Annotated in this window: 20 protein-coding genes, 1 tRNA gene and 1 pseudogene; 17 read left to right on the top strand and 5 right to left on the bottom strand. The window is 47.8% G+C overall.

Annotated elements, in window-relative coordinates; all coding sequences use genetic code 11:
• Nucleotides 1-241: 241 nt before the first annotated feature.
• The gene (punR, locus tag IEY09_RS06310; RefSeq protein ID WP_037418958.1) at nt 242-1,144 is read right to left on the bottom strand and encodes a DNA-binding transcriptional activator PunR; all 903 of its coding nucleotides are present in this window, start codon (nt 1,142-1,144) and stop codon (nt 242-244) included.
• 115 nt (nt 1,145-1,259) lie between these two features.
• Here punR and punC point away from each other — a divergent pair, with 115 nt between their 5' ends.
• Nucleotides 1,260-2,531, top strand: a complete 1,272-nt coding sequence (punC, locus tag IEY09_RS06305) for a purine nucleoside transporter PunC (RefSeq protein WP_037418960.1) — start codon at nt 1,260-1,262, stop codon at nt 2,529-2,531.
• A gap of 80 nt (nt 2,532-2,611) precedes the next feature.
• A tRNA-Ser gene (locus tag IEY09_RS06300) sits at nt 2,612-2,702 on the top strand.
• A gap of 216 nt (nt 2,703-2,918) precedes the next feature.
• Here the strand turns inward: IEY09_RS06300 and IEY09_RS06295 are convergent.
• Nucleotides 2,919-3,449: a hypothetical protein gene (locus IEY09_RS06295; RefSeq protein ID WP_188870320.1), complete on the bottom strand. Its 531-nt coding sequence runs from the start codon at nt 3,447-3,449 to the stop codon at nt 2,919-2,921.
• 367 nt (nt 3,450-3,816) lie between these two features.
• Here IEY09_RS06295 and IEY09_RS06290 point away from each other — a divergent pair, with 367 nt between their 5' ends.
• The 5 genes from IEY09_RS06290 (at nt 3,817) to IEY09_RS06270 (ending at nt 9,365) form a co-directional block, all read left to right on the top strand.
• The gene (locus IEY09_RS06290; RefSeq protein ID WP_188870318.1) at nt 3,817-5,490 is read left to right on the top strand and encodes a ribulokinase; all 1,674 of its coding nucleotides are present in this window, start codon (nt 3,817-3,819) and stop codon (nt 5,488-5,490) included.
• 1 nt (nt 5,491) lies between these two features.
• Nucleotides 5,492-6,187, top strand: coding sequence for an L-ribulose-5-phosphate 4-epimerase (locus IEY09_RS06285; RefSeq protein WP_144374637.1), 696 nt, complete (start codon nt 5,492-5,494; stop codon nt 6,185-6,187).
• 38 nt (nt 6,188-6,225) lie between these two features.
• On the top strand, nt 6,226-7,728 hold the full coding sequence (gene araA / locus IEY09_RS06280) for an L-arabinose isomerase (protein WP_188870316.1): 1,503 nt from the start codon (nt 6,226-6,228) through the stop codon (nt 7,726-7,728).
• Nucleotides 7,729-7,804: 76 nt separating this feature from the next.
• Complete coding sequence (locus IEY09_RS06275; RefSeq protein WP_188870314.1) at nt 7,805-8,413, top strand: HAD family hydrolase; 609 nt, start codon at nt 7,805-7,807, stop codon at nt 8,411-8,413.
• A gap of 235 nt (nt 8,414-8,648) precedes the next feature.
• Complete coding sequence (locus IEY09_RS06270; RefSeq protein WP_037418975.1) at nt 8,649-9,365, top strand: FadR/GntR family transcriptional regulator; 717 nt, start codon at nt 8,649-8,651, stop codon at nt 9,363-9,365.
• Nucleotides 9,366-9,458: 93 nt separating this feature from the next.
• Here IEY09_RS06270 and IEY09_RS06265 read toward each other — a convergent pair whose 3' ends face one another.
• Entirely contained in the window at nt 9,459-10,418 is a 960-nt protein-coding gene (locus IEY09_RS06265) for a glycoside hydrolase family 43 protein (protein ID WP_144346535.1), read from the bottom strand.
• A 186-nt stretch (nt 10,419-10,604) separates the two neighbouring features.
• On the opposite strand from IEY09_RS06265, the gene IEY09_RS06260 reads away from it, so the two are divergent.
• The 10 genes from IEY09_RS06260 to IEY09_RS06215 all read left to right on the top strand — a co-directional run bounded on the left by IEY09_RS06260 (nt 10,605) and on the right by IEY09_RS06215 (nt 22,074).
• Nucleotides 10,605-12,338 (top strand): IlvD/Edd family dehydratase, encoded by a 1,734-nt coding sequence (locus tag IEY09_RS06260; RefSeq protein ID WP_188870312.1) that lies wholly within the window; start codon nt 10,605-10,607, stop codon nt 12,336-12,338.
• A 60-nt stretch (nt 12,339-12,398) separates the two neighbouring features.
• The gene (locus IEY09_RS06255; protein WP_140907324.1) at nt 12,399-13,169 is read left to right on the top strand and encodes an SDR family NAD(P)-dependent oxidoreductase; all 771 of its coding nucleotides are present in this window, start codon (nt 12,399-12,401) and stop codon (nt 13,167-13,169) included.
• A gap of 80 nt (nt 13,170-13,249) precedes the next feature.
• Entirely contained in the window at nt 13,250-14,305 is a 1,056-nt protein-coding gene (locus IEY09_RS06250; RefSeq protein WP_188870310.1) for an aldose epimerase family protein, read from the top strand.
• Nucleotides 14,306-14,403: 98 nt separating this feature from the next.
• Nucleotides 14,404-15,345: an ABC transporter substrate-binding protein gene (locus IEY09_RS06245; RefSeq protein WP_188870308.1), complete on the top strand. Its 942-nt coding sequence runs from the start codon at nt 14,404-14,406 to the stop codon at nt 15,343-15,345.
• A 31-nt stretch (nt 15,346-15,376) separates the two neighbouring features.
• A complete protein-coding gene (locus IEY09_RS06240; protein ID WP_188870306.1) occupies nt 15,377-16,876 on the top strand; it encodes a sugar ABC transporter ATP-binding protein in 1,500 nt (499 codons plus the stop codon).
• Entirely contained in the window at nt 16,877-18,061 is a 1,185-nt protein-coding gene (locus IEY09_RS06235) for an ABC transporter permease (RefSeq protein ID WP_140907326.1), read from the top strand. It begins immediately after the preceding gene.
• On the top strand, nt 18,058-19,020 hold the full coding sequence (gene yjfF / locus IEY09_RS06230) for a galactofuranose ABC transporter, permease protein YjfF (protein ID WP_140907327.1): 963 nt from the start codon (nt 18,058-18,060) through the stop codon (nt 19,018-19,020). Before IEY09_RS06235 ends, yjfF begins: the two co-directional genes overlap by 4 nt.
• Entirely contained in the window at nt 18,995-20,131 is a 1,137-nt protein-coding gene (locus IEY09_RS06225) for a glycoside hydrolase family 43 protein (RefSeq protein ID WP_188870304.1), read from the top strand. Before yjfF ends, IEY09_RS06225 begins: the two co-directional genes overlap by 26 nt.
• A 63-nt stretch (nt 20,132-20,194) precedes the next feature.
• A complete protein-coding gene (locus IEY09_RS06220) occupies nt 20,195-21,196 on the top strand; it encodes a family 43 glycosylhydrolase (protein WP_069454955.1) in 1,002 nt (333 codons plus the stop codon).
• Nucleotides 21,197-21,483: 287 nt separating this feature from the next.
• Complete coding sequence (locus IEY09_RS06215) at nt 21,484-22,074, top strand: DUF4303 domain-containing protein (RefSeq protein WP_188870302.1); 591 nt, start codon at nt 21,484-21,486, stop codon at nt 22,072-22,074.
• A gap of 352 nt (nt 22,075-22,426) precedes the next feature.
• Here IEY09_RS06215 and IEY09_RS06210 read toward each other — a convergent pair whose 3' ends face one another.
• Both IEY09_RS06210 and IEY09_RS06205 read right to left on the bottom strand, forming a co-directional pair.
• Nucleotides 22,427-22,963, bottom strand: coding sequence for a DUF6805 domain-containing protein (locus IEY09_RS06210; RefSeq protein WP_229777726.1), 537 nt, complete (start codon nt 22,961-22,963; stop codon nt 22,427-22,429).
• 73 nt (nt 22,964-23,036) lie between these two features.
• A pseudogene (locus IEY09_RS06205) lies at nt 23,037-23,124 on the bottom strand (IS200/IS605 family transposase); the annotation flags it as partial.

Here is a 23,124-nt window from a genome sequence, read left to right as displayed (position 1 = left end):
TTGAATCCAAACTGATCATTTTGATTTTTAACGGGCACGAGAGTTCCCATTAATCTCGCAAATCCAGTAATCCTGTTTGCATAGTAACTAAAACAGCGCTTGGCTTAAAGGATTCACGCCACAAATAACAAGTTGTAAAGGCTGATTTTTCTGTGTTGTCTGATGATTCAGCCGTATTTCGTTACAACAGTGCAACACAAAGACTTTAAAACAAGCTTAATCCTGTGATCATACGGCAATATTACGCCAGCCATTCACGGTGTAATTTATCGGTATCGCCTAAATAATCCAGCACCCAGGCCAGGGCGGGCGACATTTTGTCGGCATTCCAAGCCAGACAGCAGGGGCTGGTCAGCTTAGGATTTTCAAGCTGTTTTTCGACCAAGGCGCCAGCTTTGATAAAGACGCTGGCCAAATGAACTGGCATATAGCCAATGCCGAGGCCCTCTCTAAAACAGTTAATCGCGCGGATCCAATCCGGCACCACGAGTCTGCGCTGATTCTCCAATAACCAGGTCATGCGTTTCGGAATTTCCCGCGAAGTATCTTCCAAACAGATGGAGGGGAAGGGGCGCAATTCATCGTCGGTTAAAGGTCGGTCAATATTGGCTAAGGGATGGTTTTTACTCACCAAAAACGCCCATTGAATATCGCCCATGTCTTTATATTGGTATACGCCACCTACGGGAATGGCGGTGGTTGCACCAATGGCGATATCACTTCGACCGGTCGCAAGCGCCTCCCACACCCCGTTAAAGACCTCTATGCGGATGATAAGCTCAATATCGTGGAAATGACGGTAAAAGTCGGCGATTAATACGCTAATTCTGTCGGCGCGGACTATGTTATCTAAGGCGATAGACAGTGTGGGTTGCCAACCATTTGCCACACGTTGAGTGCCACGTTTCATCTCATCCATTTGAGTCAGCAAGTTTCTGGCTTGCTTAACAAAATGCTCTCCCGCAGGGGTTAAGGTCACGCTGCGGTGGTGGCGCTCAAATAACACAACACCGAGTTCTTCTTCGATTTGCTTAACGGCATAACTGACCGCTGAAGGGACCTTGTGCAGTCGATTGGCTGCCGCCGTAAAACTCCCCACCCGGGCCACGATATCAATGAGTTCTAACGCTTGTTCCGAGAGCATAGCTGACATCCATTGTGATGAAAATAATTGATAGCATCTGTCAAAAATAAACGTTTCCAATCAAATTAACAAGTATTTAGACTGCACGCCTTAAGTCTTTTGACATGATTATTTTATGAAAACATCTAGTAATATCTTTGTAAATATGAAGTTTTTTATATTCTTATTCTATTTGGCCTTGTTAAGCATGTTAGGCTTTATTGCCACAGACATGTATTTACCTGCTTTCAAAGCAATTGAAAGTTCGTTCAATTCTTCACCTTCACAAGTGGCGATGTCGCTCACCTGTTTCTTGGCTGGTTTAGCCTTAGGGCAGCTGATTTATGGCCCTTTGGTCAGTAAACTCGGCAAACGTTATGCCCTGATCCTCGGCCTTGGCATTTTTGCCGCGTCCAGTGTTGCAATTGCCAATAGCGACTCGATACTGATGTTGAACATCGCTCGATTCTTCCAAGCCATTGGCGCCTGTAGTGCTGGCGTTATTTGGCAAGCGATTGTGGTCGAACAGTATGATGCCGAAAAAGCTCAGGGGATCTTCAGCAATATTATGCCGTTAGTAGCATTGTCACCCGCATTAGCCCCAATCCTTGGTGCTTATATTCTGAACGATTTTGGATGGCGTGCAATCTTTATCTCATTGTGTGTGATTGCCTTTTTATTGGTGCTGATGACCTTATACTTCGTGCCGAGCCATGCAGCGCATCAGGATGCTAAGCCAAGCGCAGTTTCCTACAAGCAGATTTTGAAAAATACCCGTTATTTAGGTAACGTAGTGATTTTTGGTGCGTGTTCAGGTGCGTTCTTTGCCTACTTGACGGTATGGCCGATTGTGATGGAGCAGCATGGCTATCAAGCAACCGAAATTGGCCTTAGCTTTATTCCGCAAACCATCATGTTTATTGTGGGCGGATACGCGAGTAAGTTATTGATAAAACGTATTGGTGCCGACCGTACACTCAACGTATTACTGGCCATGTTTGGACTCTGTGTTATCTCAATTGTATTTTTCACCTTATTAATGAAGATGGAAACTATTTTCCCACTGCTGATTTCGTTCTCGATACTTGCAGCGGCGAACGGGGCGATTTATCCCATCGTCGTGAACAGCGCCTTGCAACAATTTACCCAAAATGCGGCTAAAGCGGCAGGATTACAGAACTTTTTGCAAATCACTATCGCCTTTGGCGCCTCAAGCTTAGTCGCGCTCTGGGCAAGCTCAGGAGAAGTTGCCATAGGTTGGGCCATTTTGAGCTGTTCATTAGTGGTGATCTTGGGTTACCTGTTAAAAACCGAACAAACATGGGCCGATTTTGCCAAACACTTTACTGCGCCGGATCCAGCTCGCCTTGGGATCAATGTGGATAAGAAGCAAAATCAAGCAGATTGAATGTAATACGAGCAGTTAGCGCAAAATTATCAGTTAGTGCTTTACAGTCAGTAAACTAACTTATATTATGCGCATCGTTCGGAGGGGTGGCAGAGTGGTTTAATGCACCGGTCTTGAAAACCGGCGTGGGTTTATAGCCCACCCAGGGTTCAAATCCCTGCTCCTCCGCCATATTCTACGGAAAAGCCATCAGCAATGATGGCTTTTTTATTTTTGGAATTTCGGGAGTTGAACCCTAGGGTTCCTAACGCTAACCGCAGTTCCACCACCAAATTCAGTCAAAAAGGCCGCTGATGACTTAGCGGCCTTTTTCTTTCGCAATAGATTTAATTTCCCATTAGCTAGGATTTTCAAATAGCAAAGCAGCTTAGGTTAAGTAAGGCTAGGCTAAGTGAGTTTATGCCTGATAAGACTTAGCGCAAAAGCTTCATAGGCAGGAACCGTTTCATTCCCCACCCATGTACTGTAGATGCAGGCGGGGTCACTCAATTTAAGCCCCTGAGCGTCAAGATAGTCAGGGCCGTTGACCACAAAGAACTGCTTTTTGTAGGGCAACAACACCATCTGTGGTGATTGCTGTAAAAAAGCCAGTGCCTCATCAAAACCGCTGAACCAGTGATTGAGCAAGGTATCGCAGCGCCTGCTATGGAATAGGGTACCTAAGTCTTCACCGATGTGTGCTTGCCCAGATAACACTCTTTGACAGTGATTAAAATCAGTAAAACCGATTTCACGAGCCAATAGGCTTTGGCAATGTTTAAGCTGAATATCCTGCTGCGTAAAACCTTGCTTATTCATCAAGGGGGCGAATTTATCCAGCGCCATTGCATCACCAGCGTGGCAGGCTTTAAGGCGCTTTTTAGCGTGGATTTTGACTTCGGTTAAGGCGCGTGGTGCTGGGGTAATTTGTTGTATCACAAACAATTCTCCTAAGTTTTATTGGCATCTCCGCTAAGCCAAACCTAATCAATTGTTGTGTCATACATGTGATGCGTACATCGAGATATGAGTCAGAGTGATGTCATCTTCTGCGGATAGGTGTCTCTGCAACCTGGCGCCATTATTCGACTTCTTACCGTTTGAGTCAAGCTAAGCGCAGCTTAGTTTTCCACACTCTTCCTCACCTAATCGTTACATGCTCAGCCTTAATGTTAAAAATTTTATCACCCAACAACTAAAATCATATTGTATTACTATTAACTCGTAGTAATATTGTAGTATGAAATGATATTCACTCTACCTGCGTAAACCGAATAGGACGCAGACAAAATGAATGGGGATGCAAATGTCGAATGTTTTAGGGGCTTACGCGTTAGGGCTTGATTACGGCTCTGATTCAGTACGCGCGTTATTGGTGGATACCCAAACGGGCGCAGAAGTAGCAACCAATGTGGTGTACTACCCACGTTGGAAGAAGGGGCTGTTTTGTGAGCCCGCGAAGAATCAATTTAGACAACATCCCCTCGATTACATCGAAAGTCTTATCGAGGTAGTGCAAGGATTATGGGCAAAAGCCCCCAGTGGCGCCGCGCAAAGAGTCTGCGGGTTGAGTGTTGATACCACAGGTTCAACTCCCATTGCCGTCGACGAATCTGGCGTTGCCTTAGCCTTAAAACCAGAGTTTGCGAATAACCCCAATGCCATGTTTTTGCTTTGGAAAGATCACAGCGCCATCCTCGAAGCTCAGCAAATTACCGCTGCAGCAAACAATGCAAGCGAAAATTACCTGAAATATGAAGGGGGAATTTACTCCTCCGAATGGTTTTGGGCCAAAGCGCTATTCGTACTGCGCCACGACACAGAAGTCAGACAAGCCGCCTATAGCTGGGTCGAGCACTGTGATTGGATCACCGCCTTAATGACGGGCACCACACATCCAAAAGTCTTTAAAGCAGGGCGCTGCGCCGCCGGCCATAAAGTGATGTGGCACGAGTCATGGAATGGTTATCCACCTAATGACTTTTTCGTTGGCATCGACCCCTTACTCGATGGTTTAAGAGACAAATTACCCCTTGAAACCTGCACATCCGACACGGTTTGTGGCCAGCTAACACCAGAGTGGGCGCAGCATTTAGGACTATCGACCGAGGTTATCGTCTCATTTGGCTCATTCGACTGCCATGCGGGCGCCGTTGGTGCCAATGTTAAGCCCGGCGTCTTAACCAAGGTGATGGGCACCTCTACCTGCGACATTACCGTCGCCAGTTATGAAGATATTGGAGAGCGTTGTATCAAAGGGATTTGCGGTCAGGTCGATGGTTCGGTATTGCCCGGCATGATTGGCCTTGAAGCGGGTCAGTCCGCCTTTGGCGATCTCTACGCTTGGTTTAGGGATCTCACCGCATGGCCAATGCAACAGCTCGACACTTCAGCGCTGTTTGGTGACGACACCAGAGCCAAACTTATTCTGCAATTAGAGTCCGAAACCTTAACCGTGCTGGGCAATGCGGCCGCGAAACTCCCCGTTGGCGAGACGGGTATTGTCGCGCTGGATTGGATTAATGGACGTCGCACGCCCGATGCCGACCAATCTGTTTCCATGGCTATCACAGGCTTAACCATGGGCAGCCAAGCACCGCAAGTCTTCAAAGCCTTAGTGGAAGCCAGCGCCTATGGCGCACGGGCCATTATCGAGCGCTTCAAACAAGAAGGCGTTTGCATTGACCATGTGGTCACCATTGGTGGGATCTCGAAAAAATCCGACTTCATTATGCAAACCTGCGCCGATGTGTGGAATTGCAACATCGACGTACTCGAGAGCGAGCAAAGCTGTGCCCTCGGCGCCGCCATTTATGCCGCAACCGCAGCCGGGGTTTATCCCGATGTGTTGAGTGCCCAAGCCGCGATGGCCTCAAGCGTTGCGAAAACCTATCAACCGAATCCTGAAAACGCACAGAAATATCAAGCGCTTTATCAAGCGTACTTAGCCCTTGGCCACTATGTTGATGGAGCAAAATAAGATGTCTTTTTTAGAGCTAAAACGCGAAGTCTACGAAGCCAACATGGAGCTTGAGAAACGCAAACTGGTGACTTACACCTTTGGCAACGTTTCACAAATTGACCGCCAACTCGGCGTTATTGGTATCAAGCCCAGCGGCGTGCCCTATGAAGATTTGAAGGTTGAAGACATTGTGATTGTTGACCTTGAGAATCAAATCGTCGAAGGGAGCATGCGTCCTTCATCGGATACTAAGACGCACACCTATTTGTATCGTCAGTGGCAGAGTATTGGTGGCATTACCCATACCCATTCAACCTATGCCACCGCGTGGGCGCAGGCGCAGATCGCGATTCCCTGCTTAGGCACGACACAGGCCGATTATGTGTACGGTGAAATTCCATGCACAGCAGTGATGCGCAATGATCAGATAAGCCGCGACTACGAAGAAGAAACCGGCGTGCAGATCCTCGATTGTTTTGCCGACCGAGATCCCAACGAGTCGCCCATGGTGATAGTGGCAGGCCACGCGCCGTTCACTTGGGGCGCGAATGCGGCTAAATCTGTGTACCACGCCGTGTTGCTCGAAGAAATCGCTCGGATGGCGTATCTCACCAAAACCTTATCACCAGGTATCAGTCAGTTAAAACAAGAGCTTATTGATAAGCATTATTTGCGTAAGCATGGAAAAGACGCTTATTACGGCCAAAGCAAGTAATTGCCAGTCGGGTCTTATTTCAAACTAGAGAGAGTAATATGAAAGCCTTCAAACAAAAACAAGTGTGGTTTATCACGGGTTCGCAGGATTTATACGGCCCGAAAGTATTAGAGCAAGTCGCTAAAAACAGTGAGCAAATTGTTCATGGCTTTAATGAATCATCCGCCATTTCAATCGACGTGGTGTATAAGCCAACCGTAAAATCCCCACGGGAAATTCATGCCGTATGCCAAGCGGCCAACAGCGATGAAAACTGTGTTGGCGTTATTCTGTGGATGCACACTTTCTCTCCCGCCAAGATGTGGATTGCTGGCCTGAATGAATTAAGCAAGCCATTCATGCATTTACATACCCAGTTCAATGCCGAGCTCCCTTGGAGCGAAATCAATATGAACTATATGAACACCCACCAAAGTGCCCACGGTTGCCGCGAATTTGGTTTTATCGGCACTCGTATGCGTAAAGAGCGCAAAGTGGTTGTGGGTCACTGGCAATCGAGCGATGTACAGGCACAAATCGATGATTGGTGCCGCGCAGCAGCGGGTTGGCACGAGAGCCAAAACCTGCGTATCGCCCGCTTTGGCGACAACATGCGTCAAGTGGCAGTGACTGAAGGCGACAAAGTTGCCGCACAAATTCAATTCGGTTACGAAGTGCACGCCTATAGCTTAGGTGAACTTAATGAAGCGATTGCAGCCATTGCCGAAGGCGATGTAACCGCACAGCTCGATCGTTACGCCAGCGAATACCAAGTGGGTAACGAGCTATTTGGCGATGAATACCAATTAGACCGTTTAAGAAAAGAAGCCAAGATTGAACTCGGCTTAACCCAATTCTTAACCCAAGGTGGATTTGGTGCCTTCACCAACTGCTTCGAAAACCTCACCGGTATGACAGGATTACCGGGACTCGCTACCCAACGTCTGATGGCGAACGGTTTCGGTTACGGCGGCGAAGGTGACTGGAAAACGGCTGCCATGGTGCGCATTATGAAGGTCATGGGTCAAGGCCGTGCCGGTGGTACTTCATTTATGGAAGACTACACCTATAACTTTGGGGCGACTGATCAAGTTCTTGGCGCCCACATGTTAGAAGTCTGCCCCTCGATTGCCGCGGCAAAACCGCGTTTAGAAGTTCACCGCCATACCATTGGTGTGCGTTGTGACGTGCCACGTCTGTTATTCACTGGTAAAGCGGGCCAAGCAATCAACGTATCGACTATCGATTTAGGCAACCGTTTCCGTATCATTCTCAATGAGTTAGATACAGTGACACCACCACAGGATCTGCCAAATCTGCCTGTCGCGTCTGCGCTGTGGGAGCCTCGTCCGAATTTAGCGGTTGCCGCCGCAGCTTGGATCCACGCCGGTGGTGCTCACCACTCAGCTTATAGCCAAGCCATCACGACGGATCAGATTGTCGACTTTGCTGAAATGGCCGGTGCTGAACTGGTTATCATCGATGGCGACACTAAGATCCGCGAGTTTAAGAATGAGCTTCGCCAAAATTCCGTTTATTACGGTTTAGCAAGAGGGTTATAATTGTTGCGCAGGAACAAAGCCGCCTTCGGGCGGCTTTCATTTTTCTGGAACCATTCATTTCATAGGGTTAACACAGATGTATACAGAATTTGACGGCATTATTTTCGATATGGATGGCACCTTAGTCGACAGCGGTCAGTTGCATGAGCAAGCATGGCGACAAACCTTGAATCACTTTGGGATCCCGATTGAGCCAGCCTTGATGCGCTCGTTGGCGGGCGTGCCCACCATAGGCACCTTAGAGATCCTGATTGCGCATTTTGGCGTCACACCAACGGCCAGTTGCGAAGCCATGAACGAGTATAAAGAAGCCCTAGTGCGTGACACTATGCATTTATATGTCAAACCGACGGCATTAGCCGAATTTGCCAAGCAGAATCAGGGCAAACGCCCAATGGCGGTCGGCACAGGCGCCTACACAGAGGAAGCCATTCAAATCTTAACCCTGTGTGGGTTACTGGAATTAGTCGATTATGTGGTGGGGGCTGACCAAGTCGCGTCACCCAAACCTGCGCCTGATACTTTTTTACGCTGCGCCGAGCTGATGGGCATAGCGCCAGAGCGCTGCATCGTATTTGAAGATGCGAAGGCGGGCATCCAAGCCGCCGAAGCGGCGGGGATGTTTGTGGTCGATGTGCATGCTGAATTACAGATTGAAAATGACTATTTTCTAAGCGCTCAATAGCCGTTGCGAGCTTGTCCAATCACTGGCTAAAACGCAAAATTAGGCTTTACAATGTAAAAGTTTGGGGTAAGGTAGGGACAATGAGTTTAAGGAAATTCCCATAAATTCTTAACGTTAACAAAATTTTTATTACCTTTATCATGAAAGGTAGTATCATAACATTTGTTTATCAGCGTTATGTACCTTATCCAGCTGATTGGATTGAGCACAGAGATAGAGAGTTAAAGAGGGCACTATGGCAAATCAGGCAAATAACCGTCCGCAGAATATCCATAACTGGGTGGCAAGCGAATTAGGTTCCCGCATTGTGGGCGGCTTTTATGCGCCAGGTGAATATATCCCTAATGAAAATGCTATCTGTGAAGAGCTGGAAGTATCACGCACCTCCTTAAGGGAAGCCTTTAAGGTGCTCACAGCAAAAGGGCTTATCGAGTCTCGCCCTAAGCTTGGCACTCGAATTCGTGAGCGTCGCCACTGGAATATGTTTGATCCGGTGATCTTAAACTGGTTTTCCCAATCGAAACCTTCACCCGAGTTTTATACTTCGCTCTATGAAATTCGTGCCGTATTTGAACCTGCTGCGGCGGAACTGGCTGCCAAGAAACGCACCCCAGAGCAGCTTGAGGTGATTGCGGCTGCTTATGCCAAGATGGAAGCGGCCGAATTAGGTACGGATGAAGTGTATACCTCGGATATCGATTTCCATATGGCGATTTTAGATGCGACCAATAACGAGTTTATGGTGTCTCTCGGCGTGTCGATTCAATCTGCGCTGCTCGAAATCTTTAGACTCAGTAGCACAATTCAGGATGACTTTATCCAATCCCTTCCTGGCCACAAGGCCATTTATACTGCGATTGCCGCAGGTGACAGTGAAGGCGCGAAAGCCGAGATGAATAAATTACTCTCGACGTCTCAAGATACTGTGCATAAAAATATCGTGCGTAAATAACGGCTTGCTTCAATTTTTAACGCCGCTTTACTGCAAATATAAAAGGTGAACTTAGGTTCACCTTTTTTACTCGCTCTAAAGTAAAAAATAGGATTACTGTGGCTCGTTGATGCCTTCGCTTGTCATATGAATACGCTGTAGGGTGCCATCGGCATTGTAATGCAGCGGGTCAATTGCGACGGAACGTCTAAACTCACCGCCGCCATCCTGCGAGGCGCCGGTATGATAGATAAAGTAGGATTTACCTTTAAATTCAATGATTGCTTGATGGTTTGTCGGCGAGTTACCCGCCACTTCATTTAAGATACCTTGGTACTTCCACGGCCCCTGAATGCTATCACTGGTCGCATAGGCAATTTTTTCAGGGAAGCCTGAAGCGTATGAAAGATAATAGGTTTTATCTTTTTTATGTACCCAGAGTGCTTCGGTAAAGTTTGGAATATCAATCGAGTGAATTGGGCCATCGAGTTCAATCATGTTGGCTTTTAACTTGGCAAATCTTGGCTTAGTGTTGCCCCAAAACAGATAGGCTTGCTTGTCATCATCGATAAAGACAGCAGGATCGATATCATCCCAATCAATCTCGGTATCTGTGGTCATATCATTAGTGATAAGGGCGTTGCCGCGGGCATCCTTGAAGGGGCCGAGTGGACTATCGGCAACCGCGACACCAATAGCAAAACCATTGATTTTGTTGTGTCTTGCCGTTACATACCAGTAAAACTTACCTTCTTTTTCGATCACATGGCTGGCCCATGCATCTCCTTTGGCCCAGCTGAAGTCTTTCACCGATAACTTGCTGCCATGGGCCGTCCAATTGTGCATATCCTTAGAGCTAAAAACGAGCCAATCATGCATTTCAAAGAAGGTACGATTGTCCTTTGCAACATCATGGCCAGTATAAAGATAGACAGTATCTTGGTGCACTATAGCGGCAGGATCGGCGGTGAATACATCCGTAAACAAAGGGTTAGCAGCAATTGCCGCTGTACTGGCCGTGGTGATCAATGCCAAACAAGCACTCACACAAATACTAGAAAATGCCTTTTTCATACTTCCTCTATTGTTTTTTGATATTTTAGTATTATAGTAATACCAATACTTTTACGTGCTAGCAATATTAAAGTACAAATTGTTAACTCAGGGCATAAAGGTGCACCAACTCTCTGATAGTCGACTGTAATGCGGCTAATTGAATATGTCGGGCAGGGCATGTGCCTTGGAAAACGAAGGTGTCATATGAATAATAAAAAACCGAAAACACTTCGTTCGGCTAGTTGGTTTGGTAGTGATGATAAAAATGGTTTTATGTACCGCAGTTGGATGAAAAACCAAGGCATACCAGAGCATCACTTTCAAAATAAGCCTGTGATTGGTATTTGCAATACCTGGTCAGAATTGACTCCCTGCAATGGTCACCTGCGGGAACTGGCGCAAAGAGTAAAGAATGGTATTCGGGAAGCGGGTGGCATTCCGGTGGAGTTCCCCGTGTTTTCAAATGGCGAGTCCAATTTGCGCCCTAGCGCCATGTTAACGCGTAACCTTGCGGCTATGGACACGGAAGAAGCCATTCGTGGCAATCCCATCGACGGTGTTGTCCTGTTAGTAGGCTGCGATAAAACGACTCCGGCTTTATTGATGGGCGCGGCCAGTTGTGATTTACCGACGATAGTCGTCACGGGTGGGCCCATGCTCAATGGTAAGCATAAGGGCAAGGATGTCGGTTCGGGCACACTCGTGTGGGAACTGCATCAAGAATATAAAGCAGGCAACATCAGCCTCGCCGCATTTATGAATGCCGAAGCGGATATGTCACGCTCAACGGGCACCTGTAACACTATGGGTACTGCATCGACTATGGCCTGTATGGTGGAAACCCTCGGCGTGAGTTTGCCACACAATGCCGCCATTCCTGCGGTGGATTCTCGCCGACAAGTGTTGGCCCATATGTCGGGAATGCGAATTGTTGATATGGTCAAAGAGGATTTGACCTTAAGTAAAATTTTAAGCCGTGATGCTTTTATCAATGCCATCAAAGTCAATGCTGCCATTGGTGGTTCAACTAACGCCGTTATCCATTTAAAGGCCATTGCCGGCAGGATAGGAGTTGAGCTGTCACTCGATGACTGGCGCCATGGTTACGCAGTACCGACCATAGTGAATCTTAAGCCTTCGGGTCAGTACTTAATGGAAGACTTTTACTACGCAGGTGGACTGCCAGCAGTATTAAGGCAGCTGTTTGAGCATGATTTACTGAGCAAAAACACGCTCACCGTCAATGCTGCTAGCCTCTGGGACAATGTCAAAGAGGCGCCTTGTTATAACCAAGAGGTGATTATGTCACTTGAAAATCCCTTGGTCGAAAATGGTGGCATTCGCGTACTGCGCGGCAATCTCGCGCCTCGCGGCGCAGTAATCAAGCCCTCCGCCGCCAGCGCGCTCTTGATGCAACACCGTGGCAAAGCGGTTGTGTTTGAAAGTTTTGACGATTACAACGCCCGCATTGGCGATCCTGAACTGGATATTGATGAGAACAGCATTATGGTGCTTAAAAACTGTGGCCCTAAAGGATATCCGGGCATGGCTGAGGTTGGCAATATGGGATTGCCACCTAAGCTGTTGAAAAAAGGAATTAAAGATATGGTAAGGATTTCCGATGCACGCATGAGTGGCACCGCCTTTGGTACCGTTGTTCTCCATGTTGCGCCAGAAGCACAAGCCCTTGGGCCGCTCGCCGCAGTACAAAATGGTGACATGATTGAACTGGATACTTTTGCAGGAAAGTTACAGCTGGAGATCAGTGACCAAGAGTTACAGGCGCGCCTAGCAAAACTCGCGACAGTGAAATCCATTCCAATCAATGGTGGTTATCTCTCGCTCTTTAAAGACCATGTGCTCCAAGCGGATGAGGGATGTGATTTTGATTTTCTCGTGGGATGTCGAGGTGCAGAGATACCCGCACATTCCCATTAAATATGAACTCGTTTTCTTTTATAATGAAACCAAATAATTATTTTAATAAAAGGTTGAGTTATGAAGTTGACTAATCAATACCCGAGTTTACAAGGTAAGACCATTTTTATCAGTGGCGGTGGTACGGGTATTGGGGCTTGCTTAGTACGGTCTTTTTTAGAGCAGGGCGCTAAGGTGGCATTTGTCGACATTTTAGTTGAGGAGTCGACTCAACTTGTCACAGGCCTTAAGCAGACTCAGCCTGACGCCAGTGTGAAATTTTATCACTGTGATCTTGTCGATGTAGTTGCGCTTAAAAGCGTCATTGCTCAGGTTGAAGACGATTTAGGCCCTATCTCAGTATTGATTAACAATGCCGCGTGCGATGAAAGGCATAGCATAGATGAAGTCACGCCAGAATATTGGGACCAATGCTTAAATACCAATTTGCGGCACTACTTTTTTGCCGTACAAGCGGTAAGGCCGCAAATGCAGCGGCTCGGCGGGGGTTCTGTTATCAATTTTGGCTCGATGAGTTGGCACAATCGTCAAGCGGGAATGGCGGGATATACAGCCTCAAAAGCAGGCGTCATGGGCTTAACTCGAGGCTTAGCCGCCGATTTAGGCAAAGATAAAATCCGGATTAATACCTTAACGCCGGGTTGGGTGATGACAAAACGTCAACTCACACATTGGGTAGATAAAGATACGGCAAAACATATCGAAAATAACCAATGTATTAAAGAATATGTAATGCCCGAAGATATTGCTGCTATGGCGTTATTTTTAGCAGCAGATGATAGCAAACTCTGCACCGCACAAAATTTTATTGTCGATGGTGGTTGGATTTAAATATCACAATAAAATTTCAGTTCATTGAATAATGAGGTGAGTGCTGAGTTTATTTTTAAATAAAAGGTAAAGCACTCACCATGCAACTCTCCGTCTCTAAAAAAAATGTAGAACATGCCGCATTTGCGGATGAATTACAATTAGTCACCCTCACCAATAGCCATGGGCTTGAAGTGGTTCTATCAAATTACGGCGCTAGCATTTGGTCGGTAAAACTTTATGGCAAAGATGAGCAACCTATTTCATTAAGTCTTGGCTATCAAGATATTAAAGATTGGGCGACTAATCCGTATTATTTTGGTATTACCGCCGGCCGTGTCGCAAATCGCATTGGTAAAGCACAATTCCCCTTAGCAGGTAAAACAATTCAATTAGTCGCCAATGAAGGCAATAATCAACTTCACGGCGGACCTAAAGGATTAAGCCATTGCACTTGGCAGGTTGAGACACTGCAGGACAATGACAGTGTGGCGGCGGTTTTCAGCATTATCAGCCCCGATGGCGATCAAGGATTTCCGGGTAATCTTGCGATTAAGCTCGAGTATCGCCTCAATGAAAACAATGAATTAACCCTGAACTATCAAGCCGTTTGCGATCAAACCACCCCCGTCTGTTTAACCAATCATGCTTACTGGAATCTTGCCTCCAACAAACAGCAAGGCATTTTAGGGCACGAACTCTCCATTCAAGCCAGCCATTTCCTGGCGCTCGATAATGAACAGATCCCAACAGGCGAATTAACCTTAGTCGACGATGGCGCTTACGATTTCAAACAACCGAAGCTAATTGCCACGGATATTAAGCAATTAACTAATGGTTATGATCATTATTTTGTGATGGATAGAAATCCTGACAATAAAAACAGTTTGCAGACTATTGCGGTGTTAAAAGATCCGCTTTCTGGCCGAGAACTCGAAATTAGTACCACTGAAGTCGGCGTGCAATTTTATAGTGGAAACTTTCTCGATGGCAGCCATATTGATGATGAAGGTTATAGCATTAATCAATTCCATGGCCTGTGTTTAGAAACCCACGGTTATCCGAATGCGGTAAACATTGACCATTTCCCGAGTGTCATGCTTGAGGCAAATACTCAATATCAACAAATTACGGTACATAAGTTTAAGAATATTTAATTCAATCAAGGCGAAATAACATTTATTTGTACGAGTTGGCCTGCTGTTAACAGCAGGCTAGGGGATCTCTGTTACCTAAAATTATAAAGGGAATAATAATGAAACATAATAAAATCATTACCGCATTGGGATTATGGGCTGTCAGTGCAACTTGTGCCTACGCCACCACGGTGGGCTTTTCACAGGTTGGCTCCGAGAGTGGTTGGCGTACCAGCTTTAGCGAAGCGGTCAAGGCCGAAGCTAAACAGCGTGGCATCGATTTAAAATTTGCCGACGCTCAGCAAAAACAAGAGAACCAAATCAAAGCCGTGCGTAGCTTTATCGCCCAAGGCGTGGATGCCATTATTATCGCGCCCGTAGTGGAAACAGGCTGGAAACCCGTACTCAAAGAAGCCAAACGTGCCCACATTCCTGTGGTGATTGTTGACCGTAATATCAAGGTCGATGATGACTCCTTATTCCTTACCCGTATCGCCTCCGACTTTACCGAAGAAGGCCGCAAGATTGGCCAATGGCTAATGGATAAAACCCAAGGCAACTGCGATATCGCCGAGTTGCAGGGCACGGTAGGTGCAACCGCAGCGATTGATCGCGCCGCCGGTTTTAACCAAGTGATTGCCAATTATCCCAATGCCAAGATCGTTCGCAGCCAAACCGGCGAATTTACCCGCGCTAAGGGTAAAGAAGTGATGGAAGGTTTCCTTAAGGCGCAAAACGGTCAGCCACTGTGCGCCGTGTGGTCGCATAACGATGAAATGGCCCTTGGCGCCGTACAAGCCATTAAAGAAGCGGGTTTAAAACCGGGCAAAGATATTCTGATTGTCTCAGTGGACGGTGTTCCCGATTACTTTAAGGCCATGGCCGATGGCGATGTTAATGCCACGGTTGAGCTTAGCCCATACTTAGGCGGCCCAGCGTTCGATGCTATCGATGCGTACCTGAAGGGCAATAAGGATCAAGCCAAGCTAATTAGCACCACGGGTAATGTATTTACCCAAGAAACCGCTGCCGCAGAGTACGAAAAGCGCCGCCAGCAATAATCCCATTGACGCTTTCTTGGGGAATAGCGCTATGAGCCTTATTTTAGAACTCAAGCAGATCAGTAAGCATTATCCGGGCGTTAAAGCCCTTGAGGATGTGAGCTTACGGTTATTTGCAGGGGAAGTTCACGCCCTATTGGGCGAAAACGGTGCGGGTAAATCGACGCTGGTGAAAGTGATGACAGGCGCCCAGTCGAAAGACATGGGCGACATCCTTTTCCTCGGTGAGCCGCAACACTTCAACACACCAATGGATGCGCAAAAGGCGGGGATCAGCACGGTTTACCAAGAGGTGAACTTAGTGCCTAACCTGACCGTGGCACAAAACCTGTTCCTCGGTTACGAACCGCGCCGCCTTGGACTGATCCATTTTAAAAAAATGGATGACGACGCGCGGGCCGTGTTAACCCAGTTCAAGCTGGATATCGATGTTAGCGCACCGCTGTCGGACTATTCCATCGCGGTGCAGCAACTGATCGCCATCGCCCGTGGCGTAGCCATGTCAGCCAAGGTATTAGTGCTCGATGAGCCTACCGCGAGCTTAGATGCCAAAGAAGTGCAAGTGCTGTTTGGGATCTTAAACCAGCTCAAAGCCAAGGGCGTGGCTATCGTATTTATCACTCACTTCCTCGATCAGGTTTATCAGATAAGCGATCGCATTACCGTGTTACGTAACGGGCAGTTTATCGGCGAATATCTGACGGCAGAACTGCCACAACCTAAGTTGATTGAAGCCATGCTCGGGCGTTCTCTGCAGGAGCAATTGGTTGATAAACAGGAAAAGGAGCGCACCGTCACCCGCGCTGAGGCTGTGCTCTTGTCCCTCAAAGATGTGTCGGTAAAAGGTTCAATCCAATCGATGAATCTCACCGTGCCAAAGGGGCAGGCAGTTGGACTTGCGGGGCTGTTAGGCTCTGGGCGCAGCGAAGTGTGCAACGCCGTATTTGGGCTGGACTTGGTCGATAGCGGCAGTATCCATTTGGCGGGGCAGAAATTGAATCTGTCACAACCCGTGGATGCGATCAGCGCTGGGATCGCCCTGTGCCCCGAAGATCGCAAGATTGACGGGATTATCGGCCCTTTATCGATTCGCGAAAACATCATACTCGCGCTGCAGGCGCGTATCGGGTGGTGGCGGTATTTATCTAAAGCTCGGCAGCAGGAAATTGCCCAGTTCTTTATCGATAAATTACAGATTGCAACACCGGACGCAGATAAACCCATAGAGCAATTGAGTGGCGGTAATCAACAGAAGGTGATCCTCGCGCGTTGGTTAGCCATCGAGCCCATTTTGCTTGTGCTAGATGAGCCGACCCGCGGCATCGATATTGGCGCCCACGCTGAAATCGTCAAGCTTATCAGAACTTTGTGTGATGAAGGCATGTCGTTGCTGGTTGCATCGTCTGAACTCGATGAGCTCGTGGCCTTTTCAAATAAAGTCGTGGTATTACGCGACAGATACGCAGTACGTGAACTTTCAGGAGCGGAATTAACCTCGCAACACGTAATGCAAGCGATTGCGGAGGGATAAATGAAAAACTCTGTCCAAACCCTATCGACCGAATCATTTTCGCCTGAGTCGAACTCATCTGAGCGACAACGGATGCAGGAAAGCCACAAAACCATGGTTCAAGAAAAAAATGCCCGTTACCAAGCGGGCAAGTCGACCTCCATTGGTCGATACCTCTGGCCACTCTTGGCTTTAGGTATTCTGTTACTTGCCAATCTGTTTATTGACAGCAGTTTCTTTAATATCAGCTATCAAGACGACAGACTCTATGGCTCTTTGATTGATATTTTAAATCGCAGTGCACCCGTGGCGCTGCTCTCCATTGGTATGAGTCTCGTGATTGCCACTGGCGGTATTGACCTGTCGGTTGGTGCCGTGATGGCGATTGCGGGCGCCGTTTGCGCGAATCTACTGTTAGTGCCGGATTTAAGCTTAGTCATCGTCATTGCTGCAGGCCTGAGTATTGGGCTCTTAGCCGGTTGTATTAATGGCGGTCTGGTGAGTTTCTTAGGCATTCAACCGATTGTCGCAACCTTGCTTTTGATGGTGGCAGGGCGCGGTGTTGCTCAGCTTATCAACCAAGGGCAAATTATCACCTTCCAGCACCCAGGCTTTGCCGCTATTGGCGTGGGCCAGTTTTTAGGCCTGCCGATGCCCGTGTGGATTGTGATTGGGATGCTGATCTTTAGCCAATTACTGCTACGTAAAACCGCCTTAGGGCTGTTTATCGAAGCGGTGGGCTGTAATGCCAAGGCGAGTCGTTACCTTGGGATCAACGATAAATCCATCAAACTGTTTGCCTATGCCATTGCGGGTCTGTGCGCGGCATTGGCCGGCATGATCAGCACCGCCGATATCCAAGGTTCAGATGCGAATAATGCCGGACTGTGGCTTGAGCTCGATGCCATATTAGCAGTGGTTATTGGCGGCGCCGCACTCACGGGCGGGCGTTTCTCCTTGATTCTGTCGGTCGTCGGCGCGCTGATCATCCAAACCTTAGCGACCACCATTATCGTCAGCGGTTTACCCGCTAAATTTAACTTGCTGATCAAGGCCATCGTTATCCTGACCGTGCTGCTGTTGCAATCGGCTAAATTTAGGCGCCAATTGTCGGCGCTATTCAAATCCAAGCGCCAAGCGGATGCAAAACCAGCAGAAAAGGGCACAAGTGCAAAAGTCAGCACAGCGACAGGAGAAAAACCATGATAGCAAGACGTTTTATCCCGCTGTGGATCACCGCCTCATTGCTGCTGACGATGTTTCTGGTCGGCACCTTTCAGTTTGACGGTTTTGCCAGCGGCCGAGTAGTCACCAACCTGTTGCGTGATAATGCTTTTTTACTTATCACCGCATTAGGCATGACCTTAGTGATTATCTCCGGGGGCATTGATCTTTCAGTTGGCGCCGTCATCGCCTTAAGTGGGGTTGTCAGCAGTTTATTGATCACTGAGTACCAGTGGCATCCATTGTTGGCCTTTACGGTTATCTTGCCCCTTGGCACGCTGTTTGGCGCACTCATGGGCAGCATTATCCATGTGTATAAGTTGCAGCCTTTTATCGTGACGCTTGCGGGCATGTTCCTTGCGCGGGGCTTAGCGACGACGCTCAGTGAAGAGTCGATTGCCATTGACCATCCATTTTACGATGCGGTGGCCGAGATAAGCATTGCACTACCAGGCAATGCTGCGCTCGATTTAAGCTCACTGATCTTTATTCTGTTTTTTGTGATTATCGCCATTGTGATGCATTACAGCCGTTTCGGCACCAATGTGTATGCCATTGGTGGCAATCAACATTCTGCTGAACTAATGGGGATTTCCATCGCTAAAACCACTATCAGTATTTACGCCATCAGTAGCTTTCTGGCAACGCTGGCGGGCATTGTCTTTACCTTTTACACCTTCTCTGGCTATGCGCTTGGCGCCATTGGCGTCGAACTGGATGCCATTGCGGCCGTGGTCATTGGCGGCACGTTACTGACGGGCGGCAGTGGATTTGTGCTCGGCACTGTACTTGGAGTGATTTTGATGGGGGTGATCCAAACTTATATCACCTTCGATGGCAGCTTAAGCAGTTGGTGGACCAAGATTGTTATCGGACTCTTATTGTTCTTTTTCATCCTATTACAGAAACTCTTGAATGGACGCAAAAAACAACATGGATAATCGTCAACCTAACCTGTCGGTCTTTCGGCGCTTGCCTTTGACCTGTGGCTTACTCGCCGCATTGGCACTGCCATTAGCGCAAGCCGTGCCTGTGCTTGAGATTAGCCGCGCACAATCCCACAGCGCCACGGCGCAAGCCCTCGATGCGAAGGCGCCCTTTATCGAGAGAAGGGCGGATCCTTGGGTGATCCGCGATGATGACGGCAGTTACTACTTTATTGCCTCTGTGCCTGAGTTTGACCGCATCGAACTTCGCCACGCCAAAACCATAGATGGTTTACGCCAAGCAACGCCTAAAACCCTGTGGCGCAAGCATGAAACTGGCCCCATGAGTATCGATATTTGGGCGCCAGAGCTGCACAAAATCGATGGTCGCTGGTATATCTATTTTGCGGCCAGCAATAAGGATGTGCGTTTTCATAACCGCATGTTTGTCTTAGGCCTTGAGGGTGACTCGCCGATGACGGGCCAATGGCAAGAGCTAGGTAAATTACAGTCGGCGCAGGATGCCTTTTCCCTCGATGCGACCAGCTTTAGCCTCAAGGGCGAGCGTTATTTTATTTGGGCGCAGCAGGACAAAACCAAGCGTTACAACACCGGCTTAGTGATTGCCAAAATGTTATCACCAACTCAACTCTCTGATAACGAAACCATTATCAGCGAGCCCTTATTGGATTGGGAGCGTTTAGGCTTTAAAGTCAACGAGGGCGCTGCGGTGTTGGTTAAAAACGGTAAAGTCTTCGTGACCTATTCCGCCAGTGCCACGGATGACCGTTATGCCATGGGACTGTTATGGGCCGATGATAATGCCGATTTACTCGATCCTAAGAGTTGGCATAAATCGCCAAGTCCAGTCTTTACCACTGAGCCTAGCTTGAATCGTTTTGGTCCTGGCCATAATAGTTTTGTGCTGGCAGAGGATGGTAAAACCGAGCTGATGTTTTACCATGCTCGTAATTACCTTGAGCTGCAGGGGACACCATTGACCGACGGTAATAGACACACTTACTACCGCGCCATTCGCTGGTCGGCGGACGGTTTCCCAGTATTTGATAATCAGCAGAGTGATAGCCAAACCCTGCATCGGCAAGACACGCAGTCCCGCGAATAAGCGAAATGCGTTTAACAGACACGAAAAATTGCACACTTAACTAATCGAATAGACAGGTTTTCCATGATAAGAGCAACAAACAGCCCCCTAGTCGAGCAGCGCGCCGATCCCTTTGTGTATCGACATAGCGACGGTTATTACTACTTTACGGGCTCTGTTCCGACCTACGATCGGATTGAACTGCGTAAATCCAAGACCTTAGACGGCTTGAAAGACGCCCAAACCTTCGATATCTGGTTTAAACACCAAAGCGGCCCGATGAGCCGCCACGTGTGGGCGCCCGAGATCCATTATCTCGACGGCAAATGGTACATCTACTTTGCGGCCAGCGAAGAAGAAAATATTTGGGCCTTACGCCCCTATGTGCTTGAGTGCCAAGGGCAAGATCCCTTGAATGATGAATGGATTGAACTTGGCATGATGCAGGCGGCAGATGGTGATAATAAGTCATTTATCGACTTTTCCTTAGATGCGACCATTTTTGAAAACAACGGTAAGCGTTACTTCTGCTGGGCGGAGAAAACCGGCGGTCAATTTGCGGCATCCAACCTGTATTTAGCGGAAATGGCATCGCCCATCAAGTTAAAGACGGCGCAATTTATGCTCACCACCCCAGATTACGATTGGGAACGAGTCGATTTTTGGGTTAATGAAGGGCCTGCAGTGCTTAAACATCAGGGGAAAATCTTCATTACTTTCTCGGCCAGCGCGACAGGTGCTTGTTATTGCATGGGTTATATGGAGGCCGATGAGCATGCTGATTTGCTCGATCGTAACTCATGGAAGAAAACCCGCCAGCCAGTGCTGTGCACTGATGTCGACAAGCAAATCTTCGGCCCTGGTCATAACAGTTTCACCGTGGCAGAAGATGGCGTAACGCCCATCTGTGTCTACCATGCCCGTGATTACGAACATGCAGTGGGCGATCCTAGCGTGGTGCCAAAGACAGATACCCGTCCATTAGCGCAAATTATTAAAGATCCACTCTATGATCCCAATCGCCATGCTCGGATGTTAGTGGTGACATTTGATGAGAGCGGGCGCCCCTTGTTCAACCTCTACTAATTCATTTACCACCACAAATGATTCGATAACCGCGGGGCATGCTTCAGCAGCCCCGCTTTTTTATGCCTGACTGAAGCGCTATTGCTGCTTAGGTGAAGCGCGATTGTTTAGGCTCGCACGCAAAACAAGCTATTCCAATCGCTATTTCAATCACTTAAGCGATTCAATCTTTGAACCTAAAGATGTTATATTGCTGCCCGAGCATTCACATTGTGGGTAGGAGTCCTGCCTGAGTGTGGGAGTGAATTTCAGTGATGATGATTTTGCCAAGATCGAGGAGTAGGGATATGGCGATAAACAAGGACAAGCTTAGTGTGGATATTGAAGCTGGATTGGAAGACTTAGCTCAGGAACTCGCTCTGGCACTAGGAGAATATTACGATTGGTGGGTGTCACACTATCCGGCGGAAACCGTATACGGTTTTTGCCTATACAGCACGCCCTTAGTGGAATATTTAGGCGTCACGCTTTTCACTGAGGAAGGTCTTATGGCCGTCGCAGAGCAATATCAAAACGATCATCGTTTTCGACATAAATCCCTCGCAGAGCTTAAGCAAACGCTGCGTTGGTCGGCCTGCGACTCTCCACATCACGATGAAAATGAAGATATTTGTGAGGCGATTAACGACAAACTGCAATTGCTACAAGAGGACGCTGAAGCGCTAGAGTCCGAAGAGGCATACGATGCTTACCTCAAAGCCTTGTACGCCATATTAGTCAGGGCGCTCAATGAGGTTAAAGCTATGCGCCCGCTAAACCCGCAGGCAATATTGTTCTCCGTCTGGTTTGGCGATCAAAGCGATGCTGATATCGATTATTTTGTTCAAAATTGTAATGACAAAGAGATGGTTGCTTGTTTTTATCAGCAATGGCGGTAGATATTGCCTACAAAAATTTTCAATTCAATTGGCTTATTTCGTCTATTACCGACGAGGTCCCACTCAATATTGACTGAAATGCTGACTGAAATATTGATGGGTAGTGGTTGTTATTTACGGCGAGTCGCATAGGGCCAGCAGCAAACATTAGGTAGTGCCAAGCGCAGAAACTCTGAGTTAGGGGATTAAAACAAGGGAAAGCGTTTCACTTTCCCTTATCTGAATCAGTGTTTTAAGCCCGAGTGCCTACATGCGCTCGGGATGCTCGCTTACTGAGTCGAGCTTGGCTCACTTTTTAGTAGGCGCACCTCATATAAACCGCCAGCAATCGAGCCCGGTTTTGCCACAAATTTCACCCTGAAGGGTACAGTGCTATCCAAAAGCATATCGGCGGGAATAGGGTAGTCGACACTAAAAATGTTGGCCCCTTATCGGCAGGCAGAGTGACTTCGGCAAGGCGTTTATCGTTGATCAAAATGTCAAAACGTCGCCCTGCATCCAAACCAAAGTAAGTTAAGCGCAATATGGGTTGCGGTTCACCTTTGGCATCGAGTTGATAGCTAAACCAATCCTCGGCATGGCGCCAATGGCGATTACCATTAAGGCCCGCTTCACTCTTTGATGCCTTAAAGAAATGATCCGACTCAGGTTGTTGCTCACCGGGCTGCACACTATCTAAGGTTTGCGCCATCAGCTTGGCTTCCATCTGGGCTTTTTGAGCTAACGCTTGCTGTTTCTGCTGCCATTCATCGGGAGCGCTCTGGCCAAAATACAAGGTATAGCGGCTGTCATGCAGACGAAATAAGGGGATCAGCGTGATTGAGCTCGCTTGCTGGGACGAGAGGATATGGTTGTAGAGTGCACGTTCATAGTAATCGATATAACGCAAATGTCATACGGTGTAGTAAAGAATCCACCTTCTAAAGAAGGTGGCTTTGTTTTAACCCCCTAAAAGGGGGCCTTTATTCAAGAGCAAGTTGACCCTGCTCTTGCCGCTCTACTTTCTCTTGATGCCTAACGTATCTACGGATTATTTCCTCGTTAATTCCA

The sequence above is a fragment of the Shewanella xiamenensis genome (assembly GCF_014647135.1).
GTDB classification, from domain to species: Bacteria; Pseudomonadota; Gammaproteobacteria; order Enterobacterales; family Shewanellaceae; genus Shewanella; species Shewanella xiamenensis.
Note: the sequence above shows the minus strand (reverse complement) of the source record. Positions and strands in the feature narration are given on the sequence as shown.